The organism is Spirosoma lituiforme, from assembly GCF_054776635.1.
In genome coordinates, this window is the sequence record NZ_BAAHBO010000010.1 from 151,555 (window position 1) to 177,279 (window position 25,725).

Genomic DNA, 25,725 nt, shown 5'->3' on the forward strand with positions numbered 1-25,725 from the left:
ACCCGCTCTGTGCGAGTAGCCAGGATAAGCCGACGCCGGTAGTTTTTTAATCGAATGCCGGGCTACTCGGGTTCCGGCGAAGTGCCGTACTTCTCTTTGCGGATTCTCAGCCAGTCTTTTACCGTTCCGCCCTGCGTAAAATGATCGTCTTCGTCCTGAATCTCCTGATCCCACTCATAATCAACGGCAAAACGACTCTGAGCGGAGATCGTCATCTGAATGCTGTTAGCTGATGGGTTCCCTTCGTTTGCGCGATTCGTAAACAGTTCGGGCAGTGCTTCGAGTAGCTCATCGGGAAATTCAGTTGATAAGACCTGAGCTTCCCCCGACGCGTCGAGGTACGTACCGTCGCACTCTGCCTCGTTGGTCGACGCCAGGTAACGAATGTTGAGTTCGGCAATGGTCCAGGGCTCCGTAATAACATCGTGTACGGCCCTCGTGAGTAATTCGTAAATAGCTTCGGTTCTCATTAGTTTCTTGGCATGTGTCGCACTAGAGCCGCTTCTCTGGCGAATGTCTTGGCAATTCACATGGCTGTTTGTATAGGTAACACCGCTTCCCGCCAAAATAGTCTGTTTAACAGATTGACAGTATACGGCGGGTACATGAAGAGCAATCAGTTCATTTTGGACCTGTCGAAATACTGCCGCATGAACAGCATCTGGTAGGTTACCGCATTGGTCCAGTAAGTCCAGTTATGGCCACCGGGCCGCGTAATGTAATCATGGGCGATGTTTCGTTCCAGCAGCTTGTCGTGCAGGTTATTATTGACCCGAAAGAAAAAGTCTTCCGTACCGCAATCAATAATAAGCGACAGTGCCCCCGGCGTTAGCAGGTAAAGTAAATTGATGACTGTGTTCTGTTCCCATCGTTCCGGAAACTGGGCGTACGGACCCAGGCGTTTGGCCATGTCCCAATTGTTGGGAAACGGGCGAATATCGACTCCACCGCTCATGCTGCCGGCCGCCCCAAATACCCCCTGATGCCTGAAGGCCAGATACAATGCCCCGTGTCCGCCCATGCTGAGGCCCGTGATGGCGCGTCCTGCCCGGTTTCTGATGGTTTTGTAATGCCCATCGACCCAGTTCACCAACTCATCGGCCACATACGTCTCGTAGCGGAACGAAGGGTCAGCGGGGCTATCGAAGTACCAGCTACCGACATTGCCGTCCGGACAAACAATGATAACCTGATGAAGGTCAGCAGTATGGCTGATGGTGGGTACTTTTTTGGCCCAATCGCTGTAGTTGCCGCCGTAGCCGTGCAGTAAATACACAACCGGAAACTCCTGTCCGATGGAATACGAATCAGGTGTGACGATAACCGCTTTAATCGTCTTCTTCATCGACGAGCTATACGTATTGACCGTATCTACCTTGGCCGCCTGAGCTGCCAGATGCAAGAAGGCTAAAACGCCGGTAAGAAATAACGAACGCAGAAAATTCATGAGAGTATGCTTTCAAAATGCTCCTGAAATAAGGGAAATTAACGCTATCACTACCCGTTTGAAAGGTTATTTTTTGTTTCCTCAAATCCGCTCAGTCTTAAGCGCTGATTTAACAGGTCTTGGCAAAAGCTTCACCCAGTAAAAGCAGAAAAGCCCCTAACTCGCCGTGAATTAGAGGCTCACTCTCTGAGATAGTAGTCCCGACGGGAATCGAACCCATATCCAGCGTTTAGGAAACGCTTATTCTATCCGTTGAACTACGGGACCATTTTTTTTAGAAACTCTTTTCCAATCCCCGATTTCAAATATACTTCTTGCTTACGGGCATCAAGTCTCGTTTCTGCTAATTCGGTATAAATAACGACCCAAGGCCTGTAAAATTTAGTTGATCGGTTCTTGCCTGCATTATGCTCTTGTAGCCTACGGGCTAAATTTGCCGTCATACCCACATAAATTCGACCATCTATGTCGCTCTTTATCGCATATACTGTGTACATAGTTCCAACGGGAATCGAACCCATGTCCAGCGTTCAGGAAACGCTCCTGCCTGCCGGCAGGCAGGTATTCTATCCGTTGAACTACGGGACCAAAAAAGGAGCGGTCATGGTGACCGCTCGCTTATACGTGCAAAATTGCTGAAAATCCCTTAACCCGCCAAACCATCGCCAAAGTCATCGGCTGATTCACTGAGTGGGATACCTACCCAGTTTGGGTAAATGAAATAATGCTTCTCCTTGACCAGCGTGTAAAGCAACTCCCGAAGCTCACCTACGTTCTCGCCCGTTTCAGCAGAGATAAACGCTACATAGTCGGCCTTTTGAGATAGATACGTTTTCTTCAGGTACTCCAACGCGGTTTTCCGACGCACGTCTATAGGAATCAGGACCTCCTCGGCACCGTTGAATACTTCATCCTCTTCGGGCAATTCGGCTTTCTCCGTCCAGGAATCTTTTGGTGAGAACTGGTCCATCTTGTTGAAAACGAGAACCATCGGCTTATCGGCCGCTTTTATGTCGGCCAGCGTAGCGTTGACAACTTCTATCTGCTCCTCAAAATTAGGGTGAGATACGTCGACAACGTGAACCAGTATGTCGGCTTCGCGGACTTCATCGAGCGTCGATTTAAACGACTCGATCAGCATCGTGGGCAGTTTACGAATAAACCCTACCGTATCAGTCAGCAAAAACGGAATGTTACCCAACGTAACTTTGCGAACGGTCGAATCGACGGTGGCGAACAGCTTGTTTTCCGCAAATACGTCGGTTTTCGCCATAGTCCGCATCAGCGTGGATTTCCCGACGTTGGTGTACCCTACCAGGGCTACCCGTACCAGACGATCCCGCTCTTTCCGGCGCGTCACGCTTTGCTTGTCGATCTTGGCCAGTTTCTCCTTCAAAAAGGCGATCCGGTCTTTCACAATCCGGCGGTCAGTTTCAAGCTCTTTCTCCCCCGGACCACGCATACCCACACCACCCTTCTGGCTGGTTAAGTGGCTCCACATTCGGGTCAGACGAGGATACATGTACTGGTACTGCGCCAGCTCAACCTGCACCCGTGACTGAGCCGTTTGCGCCCGCATCGAGAAAATGTTCAGAATGAGCAGACTGCGATCCAGTACTTTGATTTCTTTGAAGCTATCCTCCAGGTTCCGTACCTGAGACGGCGTTAAGTCATCGTCGAAAATGATGCAATCGACCGGGTTATCCAGAATGAACGTCTGAATTTCTTCCAGCTTGCCTTTGCCAACAAACGTCCGGTTGTCGGGGTGCTCAAGTTTCTGCGTGAACGATTTCACCGTTTTGACGCCCGACGTTTCGGCCAGGAAGGCCAACTCGTTTAGGTAATCTTTCGTTTGTTCAGCCGTCTGTTTTTGGGTGATCAGAGCAACCAGAACAGCGGTTTCGTGTGGTTTATGTGTGTCGAACATGGATATTCTTAAAGGTGATTAGGTGGTTTATCGTGCACGGGAAATGAACTGAATCATACGCGGGAAAAGCGATAAGCCTATAAATTATAACGGGCCATAGGAAGTAAAAGTTTCGGCAACGAATTGGCCAAAATAGACGTAAGCCAGGATTGATTTTTGACAGGATTAACAGAATTAACAGGACGTATGTTGGCTGAAAATCATGTTAATTCTGTTTCGGGAATAATGTGACGGTCAAGCTGAGATACAGTTGAAAATCATGTTAAATCTGTTAATCCTGTCAAAGATTAAGTCTGCCAAAAACCTAGACCCGAACCGTTTTCCAGCGTCCCCGACGGAAGACCAGAACAGCTATACCTGCCAGCAATGTTTCGCTGATGGCTACCGACCAGAACACGCCCGGAGGCCCCCAGTTCAACCCGTGCGCCAGGGTGAAGGCCAGCGGAATTTCAACCAGCCAAAAACAGACAATGTTGATCATTGTTGGGGTGCGGGTGTCTCCCGCACCGTTGAGCGACTGGCTCAGCACCATGCCATAAGCCATGAATAAGTAGCCCAGGCAAAATATCCGGAGGCATTCGACCGCAATGGCAACCACCTGAACGTTGTTGTCGAACAAACCTACGATCGGTGCGGCCCCCAGAAAAAAGCCGATGCCTACGGCTGCTAAAAAGAGCATGTTGCAGAAAGCCGCCCGCCAGGCGGAGGTTTCGGCCCGGTCGGGTTGTCCAGCGCCTAAATTCTGCCCGACCAGCGTCGCGGCTGCATTGGCCAGGCCCCAGGAAGGCAAAATGGTAAACACAATAATGCGAATGGCAATGGTATAACCAGCTACTACATCGCTGCCAAACGTCGAGAGGATACGCGTCAGGAATATCCAGCTGGCCGAACCAACCAGAAACTGGCTGGTACCACCAATTGCCAGGCCAAGCAGATTCCTGATGAGATCTCTGTCTGGAAGGATATCAGAACGAAGAACCTGAATGGCCCCCTTTTTCCGCGTCAGGGCGTAAAGCTGGTATAAAACGCCTGTCGTTCGGCCAATAGTTGTTGCTACTGCCGAGCCCATAACGCCCAGTTCGGGAACAGGACCCAGGCCGAAAATAAACACCGGGCAAAGCACGATATTGACGCCATTCGCCAGCCATAACGACCGCATGGCCACGGAAGCATCGCCCGATCCACGCAAACAGCCACTCAGTGTGTACAGCAATACGATGGCTGGTGCACTGGCGAAAATCATCCGGGTGAAATTTACTCCGTTGTTGATTAATTTCGGGTCAGCACCCATTGTCTGTAGAATGTTTTCGGCGAAGACAAACCCGGCAACACCCATCAGCAGGCTTAGCGCGATGGATACAAGGATCACTTGTCCGGCTACGGTACTCGCCCCCCGGTAGTTATTTTCTCCAACCCGTCGGGATACCAGGGCCGTTGCGGCTGTGCTTAGGCCGATGGCAATGGAATACACGATGGTTAGAACCGACTCCGTCAGGCCCACCGTGGCGATGGCTTCTGTTCCGATTTTAGCGACGAAAAATACGTCGACTACGGCAAACAGCGATTCCATCACCATCTCCAGAATCATAGGCACCGACAACATAAAGATGGCCCGGTTGATACTACCGGAAGTGAAATTGGTTTCTGACCCACGCAATGCGGCCAGGAACAACCGAATAAATTTGGTCATTAGACAATAAATTAGGTCGAAGTCGATGTGGCGACTGACAGTACAGAAAGAATGATGAACAGAAGTAGCCTACCCAGGCGGGCGGCAATAATCAGAAGAAGGGAACCGAGATTCGGTCCTAAGCGAAGAAAATCATGGGCGTTGTCGGAGCCGCCAGCGCGGTCGCAGTTAAGGCTGCAAACCTACGAATTTCTTTCTGAATAAACCAAATACGCCTGATCGAACGGTCATTAGCACAGACTGTTCGGCCTTTTACACTAGACCCAACTCTGGTTTTGCTTTCTGTTGAAGGCTGAAAAATCGCAATCATTAACTCATAGCTGGGCTTTCCTGTTGATTCTTGGAAAAGTTTAATTCTGTCAAGTGAATTCAGCCGGTAAGCAGCCACGTGTGAGGTAAACGCATACCTATATGTATATACCTAATTGCTTACTGTACAGGACAGTGTAGCCAGTCCTCATGTAAATAGATCATTGGTGCCCTACTGTCACCAGAATAGCTGATTCTAGCTACCCGTTCGTTTAGGTAACTAGCTGTTTTTTAATAGGTTAATATTGATTAAAATTAGCTATTTTGATATTTTTTCACGTAGAGACTTCCACAAATACGTAGAAATTCTACTCAGTAAGCTCTAAGTAGAATTTATCTCTACTTAAGGTTTACGCTTGATTGTCAGTTAGTTGGCATTCAGAATTATCCAATTATGGAACTGGCACAGTTATCGTTAAAGGATTATGAGAAAAATTTAATTTCTCAATTACATCACTACCAACATGAACTTCACATTCGGTACAAAAAGAGACAACCTGATCGAAAATCCAGAGTTTGCATCTGGCATAGTTACCGGCGTATTAATCGGGCTTGCTGTCGGCATTCTGATCGCTCCTCGTTCGGGCAAAGATCTTCGTAATAAGATAGCTGGCGCTGTTAGCAAGAAGTCAGACGAACTATCCGACAAGTGGGATGACGTAAAGTCAGAAGCGAAAAAAGAGATTGATGCAGTAAAAACAAACGTGAGTGATTCCGCTGAAAAAGCAGCCGATAAACTGGATAAGTACGGAAACAAAGTTGCCGACAAAGCTGATGATCTGGCTAATAAAGCAGACAACAAAGCCGAAGAGCTGGCCGACGGCACAAAGTCAACGATAGATAAAGCGAGAGACGCTTTCAAAGTAAACTAAGTCACTTTCTGATTTACTCAACACAACGTAAACGAACCCCTTGATTTACTATCGGGGGTTCAATTTTATCTTTTCTTCTCATTTTCTTAACTCAAGTTATGTCAAACGAATCCACTTATTCTGCTGCCGCGTTAAGTCGCGAAAACAGCATCAGTCTGAAACGCATCTCCTGGAGTGCCGTGTTTGCTGGCGTATTGGTCGCCATTGTCGCCCAGATATTGTTGACCCTATTAGGACTGGGTATAGGCCTGAGCACTGTTGATCCGGTAACCGAGCAAAACCCGACGAGCGGGCTGGGTACCGGCAGCGCGATCTGGTACATCGTGTCGAGTCTGCTTTCTCTATTCATCGGTGGTTGGGTAGCGGGTCGGCTGGCAGGTGCCCCCCGGTCATTTGATGGTGTTCTTCATGGCGTATTGACTTGGAGCCTGGCAACGTTAATAACAATCTACTTTCTGACGACAACTATCGGTAGCCTGATCGGTGGTGCTGGCCGGTTGGTAGGTGGTCTGGTTCGTACAGCAGGTTCCGCCGTATCAGCAGCCGCCCCCGAAATTGGTGATGCTGTAAAGGATCAATTGAACGAAAACGGAATCAACCTGAAAGACCTTGACTTGAGTTCGCTGAAAAGTGAAGCAAACAAATTACTTCGTCAGACGGGTAACCCTAATCTAAATCCGGACAAACTGGAGCGTCAGGCCGATAAGGCGGGCCAACAGGCTGAAACGGCTGCCAACCGCGCTGCATCGAACCCGCAAGCTGTCGATGATATCGCTGGAGGTTTGTTCGACAAGCTCTTTCGGCAAGGACAGGCCACAGTAAACAGTGTGGATCGGGACGACGCCGTGAACGTAGTTATGAAGCGGACCGGCAAAACGCGGGCTGAGGCAGAACAGACAGTAGACGGCTGGATAACCACTTACAAGCAAGCTGCCGTTAAATTGGAGCAGACCAAAAAAGAGGCTGCTATTCAGGCTCGTCATGCCGCTGACGCTGCTGCATCGGCTGCATCCAAAGCCGCTTTATTTGGCTTCTTTGGTTTCCTGATCGGTGTAGTCGCAGCTGGATATGGTGCTAAAATGGGTACCGATTCGACAGACAACCGTGATCGTTTTGCAGGGCAGGTCCGCTAACACCTCATGCGTAATAACCTACTTGGCTCCGGCTGTTGTTAAAAAGTCGATACGTTTTATTGTTAGAAGCCAGGTTCTTACACCGGCACCAATGACAACGCTCATTGGTGCCGGTTTGGTTTTGTAGCTGGTTAACAAGTCAGAACCAGAAAGCACCATAATCTCACTAATTCCTCATTTACAGGCTATTATCCGTGTGCGTTGTTATGTTGCTTGTCAGCCAGGTCATGCTCGTACTTCTACGCCTTTACTCTGTTTGTTCCTCAATCGATCTATTAAAATTGACTATGTACACATTTTTTATTCTCTGTACGGATAATAATGGCAAGTACTTCAATAGCCAGTTTAGTTCAGCCACTATCGAAGCCGGATTTGATGGTCTGACGCAACTAATCCGGGAAGGGTGGCAACTACGATACATCCGTTTTCTGGATCAGGCTGATTGCTACGGAAACTGGATCGATTTACCAAGCGAAGCTTTTGACGATCGATTCATGGAGCCTGTTCTGCAAAACCTGGAGTATGAATGGACTTATCTGTTGTCTAATTCTGCCTAGATCCAATAGGTCGAGTCGGTTTTGTTTAAACAGCAATCGAATGAACTCAAGATCATGCAGCCATGTATCTTTTCATCGATTGGGCTATACCCGGGCGAGTCAGATCAGTTCAAACATACCCTGGTCGAGAGCTATTTCTTTGGTTTGCAGATGCGCTAATACCATCCGGGCGAATGCTACTTTATCCCCTCTGCGATACAGCTTTTGATCCAGCAGACCGGACGGTGCTTTAAATACCTGACTAACTTCCTGGCAGGCTGTCCAGAGCCTTGGATTCATCTTGATCTTGTATTGCTGTATCGGGGTTTTCTCCGCAAACCAAAAGTTGATGACATTTCTTTCAGATGCCTTTATAACGGTACTCATGTAAAGTGAATCGTTTAAAAAAGTGATAGAACAATAGTGATGTAGCGTAATGAAATGAATATAGCCAGAAGAGATTTGCGCTCATGGCTAACGGTAGTTACGATAGATAAAAAGAGTTGTTCTGACTGGTAAGCACTTAACGTAGTAGTTGTTTCCACTCATTCTCCAACTGGTAAATGGGAGACGACAGCGTGTTACCGTCAAAAGCGTCTACAGGCAAATCGATGTGGTGCCCATTATCTATGAGTCGGGCATGGAGAACCGTTTTTCCTCTTGATGAAAGATTGTTTAGTACCTCTAGGGCAAACTCCATGTTGGTGAACCACCAGGAGCACTCTTTGAGTTGGCCCAAACAATCAGCTGTTGTAAAAGATAATACCATGATAATTTCAGTCGAGTGTATACAAAATTATATGTTGCATTTTCTATGCCAACTTTATTTACTTATTGGTAACTAGTAGTTTTTTGAAAGTAAATATTGTTAATATATCAGGCTTGTTAGTAATAAACTTATCTAACCGCCCTAACGATTATTACGCATATAGTATATAATAAGAAATATAGAAATAGGGTAGGAGTAGTTTTGTTATACTGAGTATTATTTAAGTTATAAAATAGTTTGTTGATTTATGATTAAACGAAAAACAGCAGGGCAAGGCCAAGTAATCCGATTAATAAATATTTACCTACTATTAACTAGTTGTTTATAATTTAGGTAAATAAATGATACGTCAGGATGTCGAAAGCCTGAGTATTTTCCGTAATTTCACTAAAATGGACAGTAGAGATAAAAGGGGAAAGCAGTATTTGGAGGAGCGTAGGCAGCAGCTCGAGCACAATATGGCTACGAGTCGGCAGTTCCTAAATTTCTTTGAATCAAGACTTCCCAAAGGATACGGTGAACAGAGCCCGACCGTTTTCAAGACGGAGCTGCAAAGCCAGTTTGCCGAATCAGCTTACAGTCATAAGCAATTGATTGCCATGCTCGAAACATACCACGAGGAGGTTATGAAATCGTTGGCTGAGTACGACAAAAAAAGGACCGGTAAAATAGAGCGTCTGTAAGTCCACTCAGCGCTACTCCTTACAACTTTTTCAGCTCTATGGTAAGCGTAAAGCCAGGATCGTTGCTATCCAGACTACTGCTGTAATCTTTGTCAATATTCAGGCTCAACGTAACTTGCTTTCCATCTACTGCCATATCGTACTGGGTTTTTTTGCCAATATCGTCTATCACCAACGTATTGGTTTCCACAGACCATCTGTCTCCGTAGTGTAGTCCTGTTGCTTCTGTCAGGTCATTGTTCTGTTCGCAGCCGGATGGCTTGCTGAAACTTAGCCATCCGGTTGGGTCAAACTGGATGGTAACATCACTCAGGCAGGGCGATGAGCCGGATGAGTCAGCGTACATGGCCATCACATCCTCCCCTGATTGAACCGCCGGGCTGATTCGAATAGCGGTGATCGTGTATTTGCCCGCCATAGTAAACGAAGCCGCTACGGGTGCTATCGGATCGGAAGCTGCCTTAGGCTGGCAGCTTAAACCGATCCACAGCAGTGCCAAACTAGTAAGTGTATTCCGGGGAATAAGCCTGGTAGCCATATACGTATCTATCATTCAATCTACCGATAAAATGAATTGATTGTTAACTTGTTATTTACAAAAATGGATTTTTGTATAAAAATGAATTGTAGCCTGCTAATAAACAAATAAGTAAGCTAAAAGCTGCTATTTATTGATTAAGCGAACGTTATATAGTATCCAGCACCGCGTAACTCTGATTAGCGATCTCCAGCTCTTCGTTGGTGGGTATTACCAGAATTTTAACTGCCGAATCGCTGCGGTTAATTTCCCGAATACCCGCTGAGGGAATGCTGTTCTTTTCGGAGTCGAGATGAATGTTCAGAAAGTCGAGACCATCGCAAACCTGTTGGCGCATAGCCGTGTCGTTTTCGCCTACTCCTGCGGTAAAGATCAGGGCATCCAGCCCGTTCAACACGGCGGCATACGCGCCAATGTATTTTCGAATTCGGTACGCGTAGATGTCGAGGGCTAGAGCCGCTGCCCGATCGCCTGACTCCAGCGCTTTCCGAATATCGCGCATATCGCTCTGGCCGGTAAGGCCCTGCATACCCGACTGTTTATTGAGCAGCGTATTTACGTCATCGGGACTGTAGCCCGTTGACATCAGGTGGAAAATAATGGCCGGATCGACATCGCCCGAACGGGTTCCCATAACCAGACCCGCCAGCGGACTGAAGCCCATGCTGGTATCGATCGACTGCCCGGCCCGTACGGCGGTCATGCTGCATCCATTTCCCAGATGAATGCTGATTAGTTTGGCATCCGGTTTTCCCAACCAGACCGCAGCCTGTTCGCTCACGTATTTATGGCTGGTGCCGTGGAATCCGTACACCCGAATGCCACCGTCTGTGTACAACGATTCGGGAATGGCGTACCGGAACGCATACTCGGGCATGGTCTGGTGAAAAGCCGTGTCAAAAACCGCGATTTGTCGGGCATTGGGAAACGTATGCTCGGCAATGTCGATGCACTGGTAATTGATGGGGTTATGGAGCGGAGCCAGCGGAAACAGGGCTTTAATCGTTTCTTTCACCGCTGGCGTAATCAGAGTCGCGCTGGCAAAGCGTTCGCCCCCGTGCACAACCCGGTGCCCAACCGCCTTGATCTCATCGACCGAGTGAATCAAGCCAGTGTCAGGGTCTAGTAATAGCTGGAGAACCTGCTGGAGACCGGCCGTATGGTCAGCTATCGGGCCTTTTCGCTCGATGGTTTGAGCGGGTTCAGTCGTCAGAATTTTGTGTTTGATAAAGGCCTCGTTGGTGCCAATCCGTTCGATCAATCCCGTGCACAGCGGTTTGTCGGAAGGCATATCGAACAACTGATATTTTAACGAGCTGCTGCCCGCATTGATCACTAGAATATACATAAATCTGAAAATGAGCGAGTTGGCTATTGGCTATCCTGACATTGAATGGCCGTAATAACGACGGTGTTAAAGACGTCATCGACCGTACAGCCCCGACTCAGATCGTTGATGGGTTTGTTGAGCCCTTGCAGCATGGGGCCGATGGCGAGCGCACCCGTTTCCCGCTGAACGGCCTTGTAGGTGTTGTTGCCCGTATTCAAATCGGGGAAGATCAGTACGCTGGCCCGACCGGCTACGTCGGAGTTGGGTAACTTCTGGCTGCCTACCGAAGGATCAACCGCAGCATCGTACTGGATTGGCCCTTCGATTTTCAGATCGGGGCGCTTCGCCCGAACGATGGCCGTGGCCTGCCGCACTTTTTCTACGTCTTCGCCTTCGCCCGACGTGCCCGACGAATAAGACAGCATGGCGATGCGTGGCTCGATACCAAACCGGGCACTGCTCTCGGCGGAAGAAATAGCGATTTCGGCCAGTTGCGGTGCCGTCGGATTCGGGTTCACGGCACAATCACCGAAGACGGATACGCGGTCGGGCAGGCACATGAAGAAAACCGACGAGACCAGCGATACGCCCGGTTTGGTTTTGATAAATTGCAGAGCCGGGCGAATAGTGTGCTGGGTAGTGTGGACCGCCCCCGAAACCATGCCATCGGCGTGTCCCTGATACACCATCATGGTACCGAAATACGATACATCCAGCATCATGTCCCGCGCCATGTCCAGGTTCACATTTTTGGCTTTGCGCAGTTCGTACAGCGTGGCTGAGTAGGCTTCGTAATTTTCCGAAGTAGCCGGATTGACGATGTTCACGACGCTGGTATCGAGCGTTAGGCCCAGCCGTTTGATGGAAGCTAATACTTCGGTTTCGTCGCCCAGAATGGTCAGGTCCACCACGTTCTGGGTCACCAGCCGCACAGCCGCTTTCAGAATTCGGTCGTCGTTCCCTTCCGGCAAGACAATGTGCTTCCGCTGACTCCGGGCCGTTTTAACGAGCTGATACTGAAACATGTGTGGCGTTATGCCCTCCGATCGGAACGTGACCAGGCGAGCATCCAGCGCTTTGGTGTCTACGTTCTTCTCGAACACATCGATCGCCAGTTCAATCTTCTTCCGGTTGTCGACCGTAATGCGGGAGTGAATGCCGCCGATGGCGGTCGTTGTGCCAAAGGTGCCCTGCTGTACGGTCAGGATCGGAATAACCGTCTGCAATCCCTCGATCAGGCGCGTAACGGGTTCGTCGGGTACTGTCCCGGCCGTCAGCACAATACCCGCAACTTTCGGATAATTCGCGGATAGATTTGCCTGTAACGCGCCGATGATGATGTCGCCCCGGTCGCCCGGTGTTACGATCAGTACGTTTTCTTTGATGTAATTCAGGAAGTTGGGCAGCATCATGGCCCCCGTCACAAAATTGTCGACCTGATTGGATAGCAGGCTTTCGCCAACGAGCACTTTGGCCCCCAGCGCATCCCGAATCTCCTTCATGGTCGGGCTTTGCAGTTGCTTTTCCCACGGAATGACAGTAAGCATCATGTCGGTAGGTAACTGCATCCGGAGCAACTCCCGAACGTCGTCTACCTGCTCGGGCTGCACCCGGTTAGCAACTAGACCTAGCACCTGCACTTCCCGACTCTCGAAGCCTTGCAACGCGCTCAGGGCCGAGCTGATGATCTGCGCGGTGGATTTGTTTTCGCCACTAATGATGATCAGGACGGGTACACCCAGATTTTTGGCGATATCGGCGTTCGATTCGAACTCAAAGGCAATGCCCTCGCCCAGAAAATCGCTGCCTTCGATGATCGTAAAATCGCAGCTTTCTTCCAGCTTCTTGTATTTACTGATGATCGTGTTCAGCATCTCGCTCCGCCCTTCCAGCTCCATGCGTTGCAGGGCCTCCTGGCGGGTAAACGCATACGTATCTTCGTAGCTGATCGGCAGCGCAAAGTAGTCCAGAATAGCCTCAATATGGATTTCTTTCTGACCCGGAAGCTGCTGCGTAATGATGGGTTTGAAGTAACCGACCTTCTGCGTTTTCCCCAGCAGGCTGTTCACCAGGCCCAGCGCGAGAAGTGATTTGCCGGTATACGGCTCTACGGACGCGATGAAAATAGCTTTTGTCATGAAACGAAGAATAATTCAAGAGGCAACAGGACAAACTCCAGTTCCTGTCGGCAAAGGTAGAACCTGAGGCTATCGAATTAGTTTCCGCGAATGTATACTATAAATCGGCTCGGCAACCAATCACCCAAACCCGCTGATCTGTGGATGGTTGTGCCAGGCAACGGACGATCGACGACTCGGTACAAAGAGTATGCCCAACTCAATCGGCAGTGGTATATGTATAAATCCCTACCAGAGAGGGTGTAAAGACAAAATGAGTATTCGTAGCGTGTACTGGTGTGTTGACTGCTTTAAACAGGCCATTCCGACAATTGACCAGGGCGGGCAGACAATAATGGCAAATATATTGTACCCCAGCGATAAGTAGCCTCTTTGATCATGGTAACCCCGATAGACAAACAGGCAAAAAGCTGGTATGAAAGAGGGTTTCCCGATACGTACACGTCTTACTCATCGACTTGCTTTACGCCTGTTGCTGGTGGCTTTCCTGCTGCCGGTCTTGGGCTGGGCGCAATCGCATGAGTACGCAGATCAGCCGCCCGGAATGGCAGGGCTGGGCGTGTTCGGTTCCGTACTGGGCCTGCATGGCAGTGATACCCTGACGGTTCGGGGCGACCTGGTGCTGGACCGTGCCGATGTTGTGGGCGATGGCGTTCTGTCGATGCAGGGGGAAAAGCCCGCTCGGTTGGTAGCCCGGCATAGTCGGCTGGCCCATCTGCACATCCGGTCCGAAAAAGGCGTCACGCTTCAGGGTGATCTGCGAATAGAGCGAAGCCTGACAATTGAAACTGGTACCCTGGACGTCCGGATGGCCACGCTGACACTAGGTACGCAGGCCCAGCTGCGTCTATTGCCAACCGGGAAACTGCTCAATCCGGCCATGAACACACAGCTGACCCGACAGCCCGGACCGACCAGCCGCCCGCCCGATCAGTTAGCCGTGTGGGCGATGCTGGCACCCGATACCCTGCATTGGGTAGGGAAACTCCACGAGAACCGGTCAATGGGTGAACTGACGGTAAGGGTACCAGGCCCACCCGCCGACGAGTCGACGCCCCCCCCGGAACCGATAGTGGGCTATTGAGGGCCACGGGCTCATACCAGCTGGCCCAGCGTGCCAAAAAGGCAAACCGGTATCTGACAATCATTAGTTGATGTAAACTTTTATAAAATATAACGCAATGAAAATCAAACATTTATTTCTTAGTCTGTTCGCTACTCTGTGGTTTTGCACCGTACAGGCGCAGGTGAAAGTAGGCGATAACCCCGGTACAATACAGCCCAGTGCTGTACTCGAACTGGAAACGACTAACAAAGGATTTCTGCCTCCCCGTATAGCACTCACCGCAACCAACGTTGCCGCACCAGTCACTTCCCCCAGCACCAGTTTGCTTGTTTACAACACGGCTACTTCCGGAACTACCCCCTATGAGGTAGCCCCCGGTTACTACTACTGGAATGGTACTCAATGGAAAGCCTTTGTATCAACTACCGTTCTTCAGGGAGCTGAAAGTAAAGCAGGGCAGTACATGCGCATTGGATTGAATAATAACACGTACACAGCTGGTTTGCAGGCCCCCCTTCGGTTCAGTAATAACAATTCAGCAGCGGAGATGGTACTTGCGCCAAACGGTGCAGAAAACTTTGTTAACACTATTGAAGGCGCTTCCTTTTCAGAAGGTGTTTCTCTATCAGCCGGGCAGGGAACACCTGTCAGAACAACCGACCAGATCGTTTTACCCGCCGGATTGTTTCGTATTACGCTTCGGCTAACAGGTTACTTCGCAGCTGCTTCTGATAATAACGTGGCAAGCGTTAAAATAGCTGTTAATAATAATGAGTATTCTTTTGCGGAAGGAGTAGTGAGTGGTACTACTAGTATTTCTACAACTGGAACTATAGTCGACTACCTTAATCTACAAACAACACAGACTGTTGATCTCTTGCTAATTGTTGGAGGAAACAATTTTACGCCAGTAACTAGAATGTCTCCTGGAACAGGTCAGGCATATCGCTCTTTGATTATGATCGAGCGATTAAAATAAGCAAAATCTAATCCGTAGTGCAATCAAACAACATGGTTTGTTAGCTAGACAATAATAATTAATTAAAATGATCATATTATGAAAATCAGATATATTTTCTTTATTATGACCTCGCTGGCCTGTTTGACCACGGCCCAAGCGCAGGTGAAAGTGGGCGATAATCCCGGCACCATCAATGGGGGATCTGCCCTGGAAATCGAAAGCACCAACAAGGGCCTGCTCATGCCCCGGGTGGCCCTAACCACCACCACCACCTGGGGGCTATCGGGCACCGCGGTGGCCGGGATGAGCGTCTACAACACCAGCGCTGGCCTTACCTCCAGTAACACAACTTATCCCGCCGGGGGCGTGGGCGAGTACTATTGGGACGGCACGGGCTGGGTGAGCAAGAAAAGCGGTGCCCAATCAGGGGCCGACAACGGGTTGACGGTGGGCTACAACAGCGCAGGCAATGTGGGCCTGGGCGGCACGCTGAGCAAGAATACTACGGTGGCCCAGGGGGCCAACACGCTGGCTTTTACCTCCACGGCGACCAGTGGCACCAGCCACTTTACCGTAGATGGCTCGACGTTCAACGTAAATGCGGTCAACAACAATGTGGGAATTGGTACTGCCAGTCCCATGGGGCGGTTAAACGTAGCCCAGGATAACTACACCTCCGGCATTTCGACATCGTATCTAACACCAGGAATTGTAATTACAGGGTCTACCAATGATGCTGGGTTTGCTGGCCCCGGAATTTACTTCGAAGGGAAAGATAACAACGTCGGTCAGCGGGTGATGAAGGTCAACATGACAAAGCTAAACTCTGGAGTGGGGTTTCTCAACTTTCAGTCAGTTTCAGATGATGGCGCGGTGAGCGGCAACGTAGTGATGAGTGTCGGCGTTAATGGTAATGTGGGTATTGGCACGATAACGCCAACCCAAAAGCTGGATGTTAATGGAAGCGCTAGGATTCGGACAATCGATGCAAGTACCAGTACATCGGACGTGGCATTGGTAGCTGATGCCGACGGGGTTATTAAGAAAAAGATTGATCAGGTTAAGGGGATTTTTCGCTCCTATCTGGCATCCGATTTTGCCGCTGGTACCGCTAACGCCACTATATACAAGATTACTAATCACAATGAAATTGACGATCCCAACAGCGACTTCAATACATCAACCAATGCGTTCACCGCTCCTATAACCGGGCTGTATAGAGTAACAATGACAGTTACTAACACCAAACTCGCTGGCGCAACCCTGTCCACAAATATCGTCGTGGGAGTAGCTGATGCATCAACTAATAATTGGATTGTTCGATTTTCAATTGACTCCGATTATGTAGCTGAGACAAACGAAACAGGTACGGCAAATACGTTTGTTGGCTTTGTGAGGCTAACACAGGGGCAATCGTGTTATTTTGGTAGTACGGGAGGGATAAAAATACTCGCGAACCCTGCGGGTGGTTCAGGAACCGGAATTGGTACACTGTTCGAAATTCAGCTTATCAAAAACTAGAAAATACAGCCTGATACAGAAAGCTATGCTTCTGTAAATAACACTATGTATATGAAGCATAGCTTTCTGTTTGTCACTCGGGCTGTTCTGCATTTAATTGTCTTCCAGTGAGACCAGGTGAATCAGCGCCTGGTCTCACTGGAAGACTTGCGCAGGTTATAACTAGCCGCTTTGGCGAAAGTGCTACTATGGAGAACGGTATGACGTATTCAGCTATACGTTAGACCGTTCTCCATTACAGGCTTTGCAGAAAATCGTAAAACTCCTGCTTGCTGCTGAGCTTCAGCTTGGCGTTGATATTTTTCCGGTGAGTTTCGACCGTTAGATAACTCAGACCCATTGCCTGGGCGGTCTGTTCGGTTGTGTTGCCTTCTTTCAAAGAGAGAACAATCTCATACTCGCGTTTAGTGAGCTGGTGTTTCAGCGCAAAAAAATCATTGACCGTGCTCTCCTTCTGCGGACGACCCAAACTCAGAATACGATCGCCGGACATGATTTTTTGCAGACTGGTAATCAACTCGGCCGAAGGGGTTGTCTTGGCCAGATACCCATCTACATTAGCCGCCGAAAACAGGTTCAGCTCCCGCTTCTGAGCATACATGCTGATGATGACGATGCGCGGTTTATTGAGCAGGGTTTTCAGCTGCGCTACTATCTCCAGCCCGTTCAGGTGGGGCATGTTGTAATCAACCAGGATCAGGTCCAGCACCATACCCTGGCAGGTGTACATCGCCTGGCGGCTATCGTATACCTGACCGACTACGTCGAACAACCCCGATTCCTTGAGAATCAGCGCCAACCCGTCGTTGAACAAAGCATGATCGTCGATGATAACGGTTTTTATCTTCATGGGTAAAAAGAGTGTTTACGGTTGGTTGTTCGTTTCGGGGCTGGGTTGCGGGATTCTGGCCAATCAGTCGGCCAACGGCGTTTCGATACTTACCGATGTGCCGCCGTAGCCGCCGTCAATGACTAGTTTCAGATTGGCCAGCTTCGCCCGTTTATGCATATTGCCGATGCCAATACCACTGGTTTGAGCGGTTGGCGTATACCCAATGCCGTCATCGTCAATACTTACGCGCACAACGCCTTCGCTCAGAAAGGCCTGAATGGTGACTTCCTTGGCCTCGGAGTGTTTGATGATGTTATTGAGCACTTCCTGCACAATCTGGTAAATGCCCTGCTGCTTGAGGGGCGTTAACTGGTTGATCTGCTGCTCGGTAAAGTCGACGTAGCTGAACGAGATCGGGGAGAAATCATTGAAGCGATCGGCCAGATCATCCAGCTTTTCGGTTAGCACCCGCTCATCATCCTTGACCAGATTGTGGCTGATCACCCGTGTTTCGTTAATGGCTTCCAGAATCATGTCTCGGGCAAGGGTTATCCGGGGCGCCTGCATGGTCAGATACCCCAGCGCCGACGCCAGCGTATTGCCCAACTGGTCGTGGAGATTACGCCCAATCTGCTCAATCTCGGCTTTGCGTAACTGCTCGAGATTTGTCTGCACCTGCCGTATCGTCTGCTCGGTCATCTGCCGGCTAATGAGTTCCCGGCGAAATAGGGAAACGATTAAAAAGCCAAAGACCAGCAGCAGATAAAACGGCTGGAAGTGGCTGTAGCTCAGGGCCGGAGTAGACTGACCATAGGTCCGGTACAGGACGGGCAAAAATACCAGCGTAACCGTCAGTAGTAGGTATACTTCCCGTTTTTTAATGAAACCGACCACCGAAATGTAAAACAGCCAGCCGATATTCAGGGTAGTCAGCAGGAGGCTTGCTCGGGTAACAATGACGTTAGTGAGGGCAGAGAGCGGAAACAGCAGCAGCAGCATCTGTATCAGATTGGCTACCACTAAAACCAGCACGGCGTACCGCTGCCAGCGTCCGTATAAGTTAAGGTTTTTAAGGTACGCTACACCGAAAGGATGCAGCAACGAGTTAGCCAGAAATATGATGAAGAGTCCGACAGAGTTGGCGTTCAGACCTAGCCAGGACGGAAAAGGGAAGCCATCAAAAAAGTAGTTGTAATTGAGTTGGCCGACGGCAACGGGCAACACATATAGGCCAAAATAAACCAACAGCCGATGGTTGAAAATCAGCCCCAGGGAGCACACCGTAAACACAAAAAAGAAGGCACTCGTCAGGGCGGCTATTCGAATGATCGCTTCTCCGTCATTTTTGATGAAGAACTGTTTCTCGGTTGACAGGGCAATGCTCAATTCATGGATACCCGTTGTGCGATGGCTGTGCAATAACAACCCTACACTGTCGTGGGGGACCAGCTCAAAAGACAAAGCAAAATCCCGAACCGGTACGGCCCGTTGTCCGGGCGGAAGGCCCCGGAATAACTTCTCTACCTGGATTGGTGGCCGTTGGTGGCCACGCAGCAGGTACGCGTCCAGCGTATCACAGCGATTATGGTCGAGGTCTACGATCAGGTTCCGCCCTGACCCGGTCGGGTTAACCAGCGGCAGGTATACCCAGGCTTCTGGATACGCATACGCCGGTCCGATCAGCACGTGTTGCGAGTCGGTATTGGGTAAAAAGCCTGCTGAAGTTGTCTCCGGAATAGGCTTTGTGGGATGCTTTTGATTCGCGGCTACTTTGTAAATCAGCACCCGGTCGTTCACGGATGCCGAACCAAACCGACTATCCACGACCACCGGCCTGACAGCTGGACACATTGTCTGCCTATCCGACTGCCCATAAAGTCTGCTCGTGCAGACTAGGCAAAGGAAGGCTGCTACCAGCAGGCTGGTCCTGGTGCCGATATGGACAGTGTTGAATCGGATGGATTTATGGATTTATAGGCAAAACGAAATCACGTTTACAGAGTCAATTTCTGTGCTACAAAGATCACATCAATCGTGAAACGAACATATACCTGATGGCAGGTAGTAAATAAACTGGATACAGTCGAGTATTTTAGTGAAAAAGGTGTTTTTCTACCTGATAGCAGGTATATTATTAGGGAATATCGCGTGCTACTTTTGCCTCAATTGTAAACCTAAGTACGGAGGGGTCACCACTGTATGCCCTCTTTTTATCCACTTTCGTCAAGCCTTGCAAGCGTTCAACTTTTCATCGCTCTCCTGTTATGCAGCAGTATTTCCAGCGTTTCAGGAATTCGATAACCCGATCAACCAACAAGACTACAGACTATGAAACAAGACGACACCCTGCATAAAGGCCAGACGGACGAGTACCCTCGTAAAGCGATTGTCGTTGACGAAGCATTTGAGTATACCTTCGCGCTATACCGCAGTCGGGTTTATGAATACGTTCATTCGCTGCTTATGGGTGATTTTCCGGATGAAAATGAGGAGGATAACGCAGAGACCTGCTAAGCCGTTATTCCTACAGATAAACCATACACCGTTAACTTGACGTTGACTATCCACACCCAATTTTTTGACTGACATTAACCGAAATTCTCTTCCATCATTCACGCACGGCTGGTTTGTTTTCGGGAATTTTAACGAAAACAAACCAGCCCGATCAAGCCACAAACACGTTCCTGACTTTTCTGAAGATGCCGCGTATGGACTGAGATACCTTCAGAAAAGCCGGGAACGCGTTTTTACGAGAAATTTTTATCTGTGCTTAAGCGATGGGCGAACCTATCCATGAACACAGGCCTCGGCCAGAGAGGTTGGCATCGGGTGGGCCGGATCGAATAACATGCCCATGCAAAGACAATATTTTCCGCCTGTCCGGGCCAGGATATCACAGTTCTGGCAACTCGCGCATTGTTTCCAGAAACGCGTTTCCTGGGGTAATTCCGAGAACGCCACGGGTCGAAAGCCGAGTTGGGTATTGAGCCCCATGACGGCTTGATTGGTGGTGATACTAAAAATTTTTGCGTTGGGGAAAAGCTGCCGACTTAGGTCAAACAAGGCGTGTTTGAGTTGACTGGCCACGCCGTGGTGCCGGAAAGTAGGGTCAACAATCAAGCCCGACTGCGAAAAAAACGCACCTCCTTCCCACACATCCAGGTACGTAAAGCCAATCCACTGCCCGGTCGGTAAGGTAGCAATGATGGCTTTCCCCTCGTCCATTTTCCGGCGGATCGATTCGGCCGTGCGACCAGCAATGCCAGTTCCGCGGCTCAGCGTACTCTGGGCCATATGGTGGCAGATCGAATCCGCCTGGGGAAAATGCTCACGGGAAGCAATCGAGATTATACAGTCAGTATCCATGAGTTGTCCGTTAAGCGCGTACGTATGTCTGATTAAGGAAGGCAGATTGTTAGTTGGCGACGGTATTCAGCCCGCAGCGCCCGGGGCAATAGATAGTGAATGACTTCAGCCCGAGCATCCCGCTTATCCAGCAGCATGGCTAACTGATAAACATAGATCGTGCAGACGGCGTTGCTGATTTTAGATTCAGCATGGAGTAGTAGATCCTCGGCGGCCAGTAAACATCGCTTAACGGCTTTGAACCGATTCTGATGCGCCAGCACCGAGGTAACTTCGTAGAGTTTGTGCAAGGTGGTATACACGCTGGCCTCGCCTGGTAAAGCCCCAAATTCCTTGCGGGCTTCCGGTATTTGTTCAATCAATAAGCTGCGTAAGCTGCTTTGGTCGATGATGGTTTCCATATAATAGCATACTTTTCAGATGAGTATGCCAATTCGGGGCCATTTTCAGGGGAACTGTGCCAATGAGCTATAAATCTGATGATTATGCGTTGCATGGTTTGCCGGTGATCGCAAAAAACGATTCATTTCGGCAGGATGATTTATCATTCTGAAGCGCCAGGCTTTTGTTCTAAGGCCGGTTATCTAAAAACAGAAAAAGCTCCTGATGGAGCTTTTTCTGTGCTGGCTATAGAAGAACCAGTTGTAATTCGGTGGCGAACTTACTCCATGACCAGTTCGGCAAAGGCCTCTTTGCTGAAGCCTTTCAACTCACTGGTTCGGCCTGTCTTTATTTTGGCGACCCAGTTAGGATCAGACAAGAGCGGCCTGCCTACAGCAACGAGGTCAAAATCACCCCGGTCCATCCGTTTGTTCAGCTCATCCAGGGAGGCTGGCTGGGAGCTTTCGCCCGCAAAAGCGCCGAAAAATTCACCGGTGAGACCTACCGAACCCACCGTAATGGTGGTTTTGCCGGTCAGCTTTTTGGCCCAGCCCGCAAAGTTGAGGTCGGATCCATCAAATTCCGGCTCCCAAAAACGACGTTGTGAACAGTGAAGTATATCAACGCCTGCGTCTACCAACGGCTCAAGCCAGGCGGCCATTTCCTGTGGTGTCTCGGCTAGTTTGTGGGTATACTCAGCGGGCTTGAACTGAGATAATCGGATGATCACCGCAAAGTCGTCACCTACCTGTTTTCTGACTTCTTTAATTACATCCGTGGCAAAACGTGTACGCTCCGCCAGGGTTTTGCCACCGTAGACGTCGGTCCGTAAATTGGTCGCATCCCAGAAGAACTGATCGATCAGGTAACCATGCGCCCCGTGAATTTCGACACAGTCAAAGCCGGCTTTCTTTGCATCAGCAGCGGCTTTCCCAAAGGCCAGAACGGTGTCGTCGATGTCTTTTTGGGTCATGGCCGAACCATTGGTAAAGCCCGGCCGGTTGAGCCCCGACGGTCCTTCAAAAGGCACGGGCGGTACCCATCCGGAACGGTGGTTGTCCATAACACCCATGTGCCAGATCTGCGGCCCCATCTGCCCTCCTTTGGCGTGCACCTCGTCAATAACGTGCTGCCAGCCCGCCAGCGCTTCCTGACCGTAGAAATGGGGCACATTGGCGTCGTTAGAAGCCGAAGGGCGGTCAATGACGGTGCCTTCCGATAGAATCAGGCCTACTTCCCCTTCCGCTCTCTTCTGGTAATAGGCGGCTACCTGTTCGGTAGGTATGCCATCGGGGGAGAACGAGCGCGTCATCGGCGCCATGACGATCCGGTTTCTTAAGTTCAGCGTTTTTAACTGAAACGGCTTGAACAAACTCTGGGTATTCATCTTTTAGTTTGCGTTACAATGTTGTAGAAATAAGTTTACTTAACCGCTCAAAAGCTGCTTCGTCGCGTTTGTAATAGGTCCATTGCCCTTTGCGGGTGGCCTTAATAAACCCGGCTCGCTGCAGAATGGAGAGGTATTCGGAAACCGTTGACTGGGTAAGGTTGGCCTTCGCCTGTAGCTGCCCAACGCATACGCCTTGTTCGTATCCGTATGCCTGCTGACCAGGGAAATTGATCTCGGGCTCTTTGAGCCACTCCAGCATTTGCAGACGCGTCTGATTGGACAGCGCTTTGAAGATGTCAACCTGTTCCATGTGGCAAATATATCGACTTTTCCCGATATGTAGAAATAAGTCGTATTTTTTACAAGCAGGCCTTTGTAAACATGGATAAACAGCCGTGCCCGTGCCACGGTTCGTAAACTGTGGCACGGGCACGTAGCGGTTAGTTTCTTCTCAAAACCAATTTCCGGCTTAAATTACCCAGTCATTCACGGGTAATTTAAGCCGGAAAAACAGCCAGTGAGACTACTTAGTTTATATTAGTAACAAGCGGAGTCTGGCTAAACAGCAACCGGATACGTAGGGTCATCGAGAATATTGACCTCGATCACATCCGTTGCCTTGTCCAGCAATTTGCGGCAATCCGGGCTCAGATGTTTCAGCTGCACGCGTTTACCTGCTTTATGGTACCGCTCGGTTAGCTTATTGAGGGCTTCAATCCCCGACATGTCGGCCACCCGGCTTTCCGAGAAGTCAATAATCACTTCGCGGGGGTCAGTCAGGATCGTGAACGCGTCATTGAAAGCGGTTACTGAACCAAAGAAAAGCGGGCCGTAAATCTTGTAGTGTTTGATTCCGATCTCATCGGTGAATGGCTGAACGCGAATGCGTTTAGCACTTTCCCAGGCAAAAACGAGAGCGGAAATAATCACCCCGATCAACACGGCCAGCGCAAGGTTATGCAGGTAAATGGTGATCACCGCGACAAGCATTCCTACGAAGATATCCTGCTTGGGCATTTTGTTGATGATACGGAAACTCACCCACTCAAACGTGCCGATAGCCACCATGATCATCACCCCCGTTAAAGCCGCCATCGGAACCCGTTCAATAACGGGAGCGCCTACCAGGATAATCAGTAAGATCGTCAGCGACGCCACAATACCTGACAACCGGGCTCGCGCACCCGCAGACAGGTTTACCAGCGTCTGGGCAATCATCGGGCAGCCTCCCATGCCAAAGAAAAACCCATTCAACATATTGGCACTGCCCTGGGCAATACATTCCCGGTTACCATTACCGCGGGTGGCGGTCAGCTCATCGACCAGGTTCAGCGTCAGCAATCCTTCGGTAAGACCAACGCTGGCCATGATCAAGGCGTAGGGGAAAATAAGCTGCAGCGTTGCCCGGTTGATCGGAACCTGCGGAATATGAAACGGGGGGAAACCACCGCTTACCGAAGCAATGTCACGGACCGTTTTCGTATCAATATTAAAACCCAGCACAAGCAAGAAGACGACTACAATGGCCACCAGGGAAGGGGGCAGCGCCTTGGTAACTTTGGGCAGGAGAATAATAATGGCGATGGTCAGTAAGACCAAACCGCCCATGATCAGAAGCGGTGTACCGCTAAGCCAGGTTGATTCGCCATTCACGACCGTCTTGAACTGTTCAAGCTGCGACATGAAGATGATAACGGCCAGCCCGTTCACAAAGCCATACATAACGGGCTGGGGAACCAGGCGGATGAACTTGCCGAATTTGAAAATGCCCACCAGAATCTGGATAACACCCGCCAGCGCAACCGCAGCAAACACATACTCGAGGCCATGCGATTTCATGAGGGCAATTAATACGATAACCGTCGCGCCCGCTCCGCCCGAGATGAGGGCGGGGCGGCCACCGAAAACGGCGGTGACAAGCCCCATGATGAAGGCAGCATAGAGACCGACCAAAGGCGGAAAACCAGCCAGAATGGCAAACGAAAGCGATTCGGGCATCATGGTCATGGCAACGGTAAGGCCCGCCAGAATCTCCGTTTTGTAATTTACTTTTTGCGTGAAGTCAAATAGATTAATGTACCCCTTCATGACTATGCGGTTATAGATGAGTTGGTCCGAAGCTTGGATCGGACGTAAGAAGTTTACTGGCCAGCATCAGTTTGTCGTCAGGAATAGCCCAACTGCTGGCGTGGTCATGCTGCCCGGGAGCAGTACGAAAAAGTGTATAGGTAGACCGGATTAGCCGGAGAAATCCTGCTAAACGGCATTACTGCAAGACTGACATGAGTCTTCAGGGTGGACTCCCGGCGGGGGAAATGAAGGAGGGGGCGTTCAGAAGCACTGGTTTATAAGCTATCTATTCGTGAGCTGTCAGGAACCGAAACAATGCGTCCCGAAGGCTCCCGTGTTACTTTGATTCCGGTAGCCTCCGTATGCTTCTTCTTGGGCTGGCAGGCTACCAACGATACGCTAAGAAGGACTAGTAGTGCCGTTACTTTCATCGCACAAAGGTAACTAAACATACCCCACGTCTGCAATAGAATAATGAGAATCGCCGAATCGGGTACGTCATCAGGGATAGAATAGGTCTAAACTAGCCCATACGCTAAGCATGCATAAACATAACTATAGTTACCCTGTTTAATTTGTAGTCACCCAGCGTTACGACAAAAGTCGTTGTTTTAGCAGGCCGAACGGGCATTTGTTGCCCACTTCGGTATCAATCAATCAACCCGGTTTTTGAGTTGAAAAATTCTTCAGACAGTCATTTTTCAATGTTCCTGATCCGATTGCGCGCTCACGGGTCTACCGTTAATCCACACCTCAGCAATTCCCG

Annotated in this window: 25 protein-coding genes and 2 tRNA genes; 9 read left to right on the plus strand and 18 right to left on the minus strand. The window is 49.7% G+C overall.

Annotated features, from left to right (window positions below):
- Positions 1–62: 62 nt before the first annotated feature.
- The 7 genes from ACYU87_RS24965 to ACYU87_RS24995 form a co-directional block, all read right to left on the minus strand.
- Complete coding sequence (locus ACYU87_RS24965; RefSeq protein ID WP_461136735.1) at positions 63–470, minus strand: hypothetical protein; 408 nt, start codon at positions 468–470, stop codon at positions 63–65.
- A gap of 146 nt (positions 471–616) precedes the next feature.
- Positions 617–1,447: an alpha/beta hydrolase gene (locus tag ACYU87_RS24970; RefSeq protein WP_461136736.1), complete on the minus strand. Its 831-nt coding sequence runs from the start codon at positions 1,445–1,447 to the stop codon at positions 617–619.
- 195 nt (positions 1,448–1,642) lie between these two features.
- Positions 1,643–1,714, minus strand: a tRNA-Arg gene (locus ACYU87_RS24975).
- Positions 1,705–1,968 (minus strand): GIY-YIG nuclease family protein, encoded by a 264-nt coding sequence (locus tag ACYU87_RS24980; protein WP_461136737.1) that lies wholly within the window; start codon positions 1,966–1,968, stop codon positions 1,705–1,707. The genes ACYU87_RS24975 and ACYU87_RS24980 overlap by 10 nt, the downstream gene beginning before the upstream one ends.
- Positions 1,943–2,036, minus strand: a tRNA-OTHER gene (locus ACYU87_RS24985). The genes ACYU87_RS24980 and ACYU87_RS24985 overlap by 26 nt, the downstream gene beginning before the upstream one ends.
- Before the next feature lie 57 nt (positions 2,037–2,093).
- Positions 2,094–3,374 (minus strand): GTPase HflX, encoded by a 1,281-nt coding sequence (gene hflX / locus ACYU87_RS24990; RefSeq protein WP_461136738.1) that lies wholly within the window; start codon positions 3,372–3,374, stop codon positions 2,094–2,096.
- 304 nt (positions 3,375–3,678) lie between these two features.
- On the minus strand, positions 3,679–5,064 hold the full coding sequence (locus ACYU87_RS24995; protein WP_461136739.1) for an MATE family efflux transporter: 1,386 nt from the start codon (positions 5,062–5,064) through the stop codon (positions 3,679–3,681).
- A gap of 773 nt (positions 5,065–5,837) precedes the next feature.
- Here ACYU87_RS24995 and ACYU87_RS25000 point away from each other — a divergent pair.
- The 3 genes from ACYU87_RS25000 to ACYU87_RS25010 all read left to right on the plus strand — a co-directional run bounded on the left by ACYU87_RS25000 (position 5,838) and on the right by ACYU87_RS25010 (position 7,935).
- Positions 5,838–6,245: a YtxH domain-containing protein gene (locus ACYU87_RS25000; protein WP_461136740.1), complete on the plus strand. Its 408-nt coding sequence runs from the start codon at positions 5,838–5,840 to the stop codon at positions 6,243–6,245.
- Between the two features lie 98 nt (positions 6,246–6,343).
- Positions 6,344–7,378 carry a hypothetical protein gene (locus ACYU87_RS25005; protein ID WP_461136741.1) on the plus strand — a complete coding sequence of 345 codons (1,035 nt, stop codon included), beginning with the start codon at positions 6,344–6,346 and terminating at the stop codon, positions 7,376–7,378.
- 287 nt (positions 7,379–7,665) lie between these two features.
- The gene (locus ACYU87_RS25010; RefSeq protein WP_461136742.1) at positions 7,666–7,935 is read left to right on the plus strand and encodes a hypothetical protein; all 270 of its coding nucleotides are present in this window, start codon (positions 7,666–7,668) and stop codon (positions 7,933–7,935) included.
- Between the two features lie 99 nt (positions 7,936–8,034).
- Here ACYU87_RS25010 and ACYU87_RS25015 read toward each other — a convergent pair whose 3' ends face one another.
- Positions 8,035–8,301 carry a hypothetical protein gene (locus ACYU87_RS25015; RefSeq protein WP_461136743.1) on the minus strand — a complete coding sequence of 89 codons (267 nt, stop codon included), beginning with the start codon at positions 8,299–8,301 and terminating at the stop codon, positions 8,035–8,037.
- 774 nt (positions 8,302–9,075) lie between these two features.
- Between ACYU87_RS25015 and ACYU87_RS25020 the strand changes: the two genes are divergently transcribed.
- Positions 9,076–9,366: a hypothetical protein gene (locus ACYU87_RS25020; RefSeq protein WP_461136744.1), complete on the plus strand. Its 291-nt coding sequence runs from the start codon at positions 9,076–9,078 to the stop codon at positions 9,364–9,366.
- A 19-nt stretch (positions 9,367–9,385) separates the two neighbouring features.
- Here the strand turns inward: ACYU87_RS25020 and ACYU87_RS25025 are convergent, their stop codons facing one another.
- From ACYU87_RS25025 to pta, 3 genes are all read right to left on the minus strand, one after another.
- Positions 9,386–9,919, minus strand: a complete 534-nt coding sequence (locus ACYU87_RS25025) for a hypothetical protein (protein WP_461136745.1) — start codon at positions 9,917–9,919, stop codon at positions 9,386–9,388.
- Positions 9,920–10,052: 133 nt separating this feature from the next.
- Positions 10,053–11,252 carry an acetate/propionate family kinase gene (locus ACYU87_RS25030; protein WP_461136746.1) on the minus strand — a complete coding sequence of 400 codons (1,200 nt, stop codon included), beginning with the start codon at positions 11,250–11,252 and terminating at the stop codon, positions 10,053–10,055.
- Between the two features lie 23 nt (positions 11,253–11,275).
- Positions 11,276–13,372 carry a phosphate acetyltransferase gene (gene pta, locus ACYU87_RS25035; RefSeq protein WP_461136747.1) on the minus strand — a complete coding sequence of 699 codons (2,097 nt, stop codon included), beginning with the start codon at positions 13,370–13,372 and terminating at the stop codon, positions 11,276–11,278.
- 90 nt (positions 13,373–13,462) lie between these two features.
- On the opposite strand from pta, the gene ACYU87_RS25040 reads away from it, so the two are divergent.
- The 4 genes from ACYU87_RS25040 (at position 13,463) to ACYU87_RS25055 (ending at position 16,920) form a co-directional block, all read left to right on the plus strand.
- A complete protein-coding gene (locus ACYU87_RS25040; protein WP_461136748.1) occupies positions 13,463–13,618 on the plus strand; it encodes a hypothetical protein in 156 nt (51 codons plus the stop codon).
- Between the two features lie 169 nt (positions 13,619–13,787).
- Complete coding sequence (locus ACYU87_RS25045) at positions 13,788–14,456, plus strand: hypothetical protein (protein WP_461136749.1); 669 nt, start codon at positions 13,788–13,790, stop codon at positions 14,454–14,456.
- A gap of 97 nt (positions 14,457–14,553) precedes the next feature.
- Complete coding sequence (locus ACYU87_RS25050) at positions 14,554–15,417, plus strand: hypothetical protein (protein ID WP_461136750.1); 864 nt, start codon at positions 14,554–14,556, stop codon at positions 15,415–15,417.
- A 78-nt stretch (positions 15,418–15,495) separates the two neighbouring features.
- Complete coding sequence (locus ACYU87_RS25055) at positions 15,496–16,920, plus strand: hypothetical protein (RefSeq protein ID WP_461136751.1); 1,425 nt, start codon at positions 15,496–15,498, stop codon at positions 16,918–16,920.
- 235 nt (positions 16,921–17,155) lie between these two features.
- Here the strand turns inward: ACYU87_RS25055 and ACYU87_RS25060 are convergent, their stop codons facing one another.
- Together ACYU87_RS25060 and ACYU87_RS25065 are read right to left on the minus strand one after the other, a co-directional pair.
- Positions 17,156–17,770: a response regulator gene (locus tag ACYU87_RS25060; RefSeq protein WP_461136752.1), complete on the minus strand. Its 615-nt coding sequence runs from the start codon at positions 17,768–17,770 to the stop codon at positions 17,156–17,158.
- A 63-nt stretch (positions 17,771–17,833) separates the two neighbouring features.
- On the minus strand, positions 17,834–19,603 hold the full coding sequence (locus ACYU87_RS25065; protein ID WP_461136753.1) for an ATP-binding protein: 1,770 nt from the start codon (positions 19,601–19,603) through the stop codon (positions 17,834–17,836).
- A 477-nt stretch (positions 19,604–20,080) separates the two neighbouring features.
- Between ACYU87_RS25065 and ACYU87_RS25070 the strand changes: the two genes are divergently transcribed.
- Positions 20,081–20,266 carry a hypothetical protein gene (locus tag ACYU87_RS25070; protein ID WP_461136754.1) on the plus strand — a complete coding sequence of 62 codons (186 nt, stop codon included), beginning with the start codon at positions 20,081–20,083 and terminating at the stop codon, positions 20,264–20,266.
- Between the two features lie 273 nt (positions 20,267–20,539).
- Here the strand turns inward: ACYU87_RS25070 and ACYU87_RS25075 are convergent, their stop codons facing one another.
- From ACYU87_RS25075 to ACYU87_RS25095, 5 genes are all read right to left on the minus strand, one after another.
- Entirely contained in the window at positions 20,540–21,118 is a 579-nt protein-coding gene (locus tag ACYU87_RS25075; RefSeq protein ID WP_461136755.1) for a GNAT family N-acetyltransferase, read from the minus strand.
- 32 nt (positions 21,119–21,150) lie between these two features.
- Complete coding sequence (locus tag ACYU87_RS25080) at positions 21,151–21,519, minus strand: DUF7674 family protein (protein ID WP_461136756.1); 369 nt, start codon at positions 21,517–21,519, stop codon at positions 21,151–21,153.
- A 260-nt stretch (positions 21,520–21,779) separates the two neighbouring features.
- Complete coding sequence (locus tag ACYU87_RS25085) at positions 21,780–22,886, minus strand: NADH:flavin oxidoreductase (RefSeq protein WP_461136757.1); 1,107 nt, start codon at positions 22,884–22,886, stop codon at positions 21,780–21,782.
- A 13-nt stretch (positions 22,887–22,899) separates the two neighbouring features.
- Complete coding sequence (locus ACYU87_RS25090; RefSeq protein WP_461136758.1) at positions 22,900–23,199, minus strand: ArsR/SmtB family transcription factor; 300 nt, start codon at positions 23,197–23,199, stop codon at positions 22,900–22,902.
- Positions 23,200–23,447: 248 nt separating this feature from the next.
- Complete coding sequence (locus ACYU87_RS25095) at positions 23,448–24,977, minus strand: SulP family inorganic anion transporter (RefSeq protein ID WP_461136759.1); 1,530 nt, start codon at positions 24,975–24,977, stop codon at positions 23,448–23,450.
- Between the last annotated feature and the right edge of the window lie 748 nt (positions 24,978–25,725).

Excerpts from the sequence above, each read along its gene's own strand:
- pta (WP_461136747.1), bottom strand. The coding sequence starts at position 13,372 with ATGACAAAAGCTATTTTCATCGCGTCCGTAGAGCCGTATACCGGCAAA.
- ACYU87_RS25045 (WP_461136749.1), top strand. The coding sequence starts at position 13,788 with ATGAAAGAGGGTTTCCCGATACGTACACGTCTTACTCATCGACTTGCT.
- ACYU87_RS24970 (WP_461136736.1), bottom strand. The coding sequence starts at position 1,447 with ATGAATTTTCTGCGTTCGTTATTTCTTACCGGCGTTTTAGCCTTCTTG.
- ACYU87_RS25085 (WP_461136757.1), bottom strand. The coding sequence starts at position 22,886 with ATGAATACCCAGAGTTTGTTCAAGCCGTTTCAGTTAAAAACGCTGAAC.
- ACYU87_RS25020 (WP_461136744.1), top strand. The coding sequence starts at position 9,076 with ATGGACAGTAGAGATAAAAGGGGAAAGCAGTATTTGGAGGAGCGTAGG.
- ACYU87_RS25000 (WP_461136740.1), top strand. The coding sequence starts at position 5,838 with ATGAACTTCACATTCGGTACAAAAAGAGACAACCTGATCGAAAATCCA.
- ACYU87_RS25030 (WP_461136746.1), bottom strand. The coding sequence starts at position 11,252 with ATGTATATTCTAGTGATCAATGCGGGCAGCAGCTCGTTAAAATATCAG.
- ACYU87_RS25015 (WP_461136743.1), bottom strand. The coding sequence starts at position 8,301 with ATGAGTACCGTTATAAAGGCATCTGAAAGAAATGTCATCAACTTTTGG.
- ACYU87_RS25060 (WP_461136752.1), bottom strand. The coding sequence starts at position 17,770 with ATGAAGATAAAAACCGTTATCATCGACGATCATGCTTTGTTCAACGAC.
- ACYU87_RS24980 (WP_461136737.1), bottom strand. The coding sequence starts at position 1,968 with ATGGGTTCGATTCCCGTTGGAACTATGTACACAGTATATGCGATAAAG.
- ACYU87_RS25065 (WP_461136753.1), bottom strand. The coding sequence starts at position 19,603 with ATGTGTCCAGCTGTCAGGCCGGTGGTCGTGGATAGTCGGTTTGGTTCG.
- ACYU87_RS25090 (WP_461136758.1), bottom strand. The coding sequence starts at position 23,199 with ATGGAACAGGTTGACATCTTCAAAGCGCTGTCCAATCAGACGCGTCTG.
- ACYU87_RS24995 (WP_461136739.1), bottom strand. The coding sequence starts at position 5,064 with ATGACCAAATTTATTCGGTTGTTCCTGGCCGCATTGCGTGGGTCAGAA.
- ACYU87_RS25070 (WP_461136754.1), top strand. The coding sequence starts at position 20,081 with ATGAAACAAGACGACACCCTGCATAAAGGCCAGACGGACGAGTACCCT.
- ACYU87_RS24965 (WP_461136735.1), bottom strand. The coding sequence starts at position 470 with ATGAGAACCGAAGCTATTTACGAATTACTCACGAGGGCCGTACACGAT.
- ACYU87_RS25095 (WP_461136759.1), bottom strand. The coding sequence starts at position 24,977 with ATGAAGGGGTACATTAATCTATTTGACTTCACGCAAAAAGTAAATTAC.
- ACYU87_RS25050 (WP_461136750.1), top strand. The coding sequence starts at position 14,554 with ATGAAAATCAAACATTTATTTCTTAGTCTGTTCGCTACTCTGTGGTTT.
- ACYU87_RS25005 (WP_461136741.1), top strand. The coding sequence starts at position 6,344 with ATGTCAAACGAATCCACTTATTCTGCTGCCGCGTTAAGTCGCGAAAAC.
- ACYU87_RS25040 (WP_461136748.1), top strand. The coding sequence starts at position 13,463 with ATGTATACTATAAATCGGCTCGGCAACCAATCACCCAAACCCGCTGAT.
- hflX (WP_461136738.1), bottom strand. The coding sequence starts at position 3,374 with ATGTTCGACACACATAAACCACACGAAACCGCTGTTCTGGTTGCTCTG.
- ACYU87_RS25075 (WP_461136755.1), bottom strand. The coding sequence starts at position 21,118 with ATGGATACTGACTGTATAATCTCGATTGCTTCCCGTGAGCATTTTCCC.
- ACYU87_RS25010 (WP_461136742.1), top strand. The coding sequence starts at position 7,666 with ATGTACACATTTTTTATTCTCTGTACGGATAATAATGGCAAGTACTTC.
- ACYU87_RS25080 (WP_461136756.1), bottom strand. The coding sequence starts at position 21,519 with ATGGAAACCATCATCGACCAAAGCAGCTTACGCAGCTTATTGATTGAA.
- ACYU87_RS25025 (WP_461136745.1), bottom strand. The coding sequence starts at position 9,919 with ATGATAGATACGTATATGGCTACCAGGCTTATTCCCCGGAATACACTT.
- ACYU87_RS25055 (WP_461136751.1), top strand. The coding sequence starts at position 15,496 with ATGAAAATCAGATATATTTTCTTTATTATGACCTCGCTGGCCTGTTTG.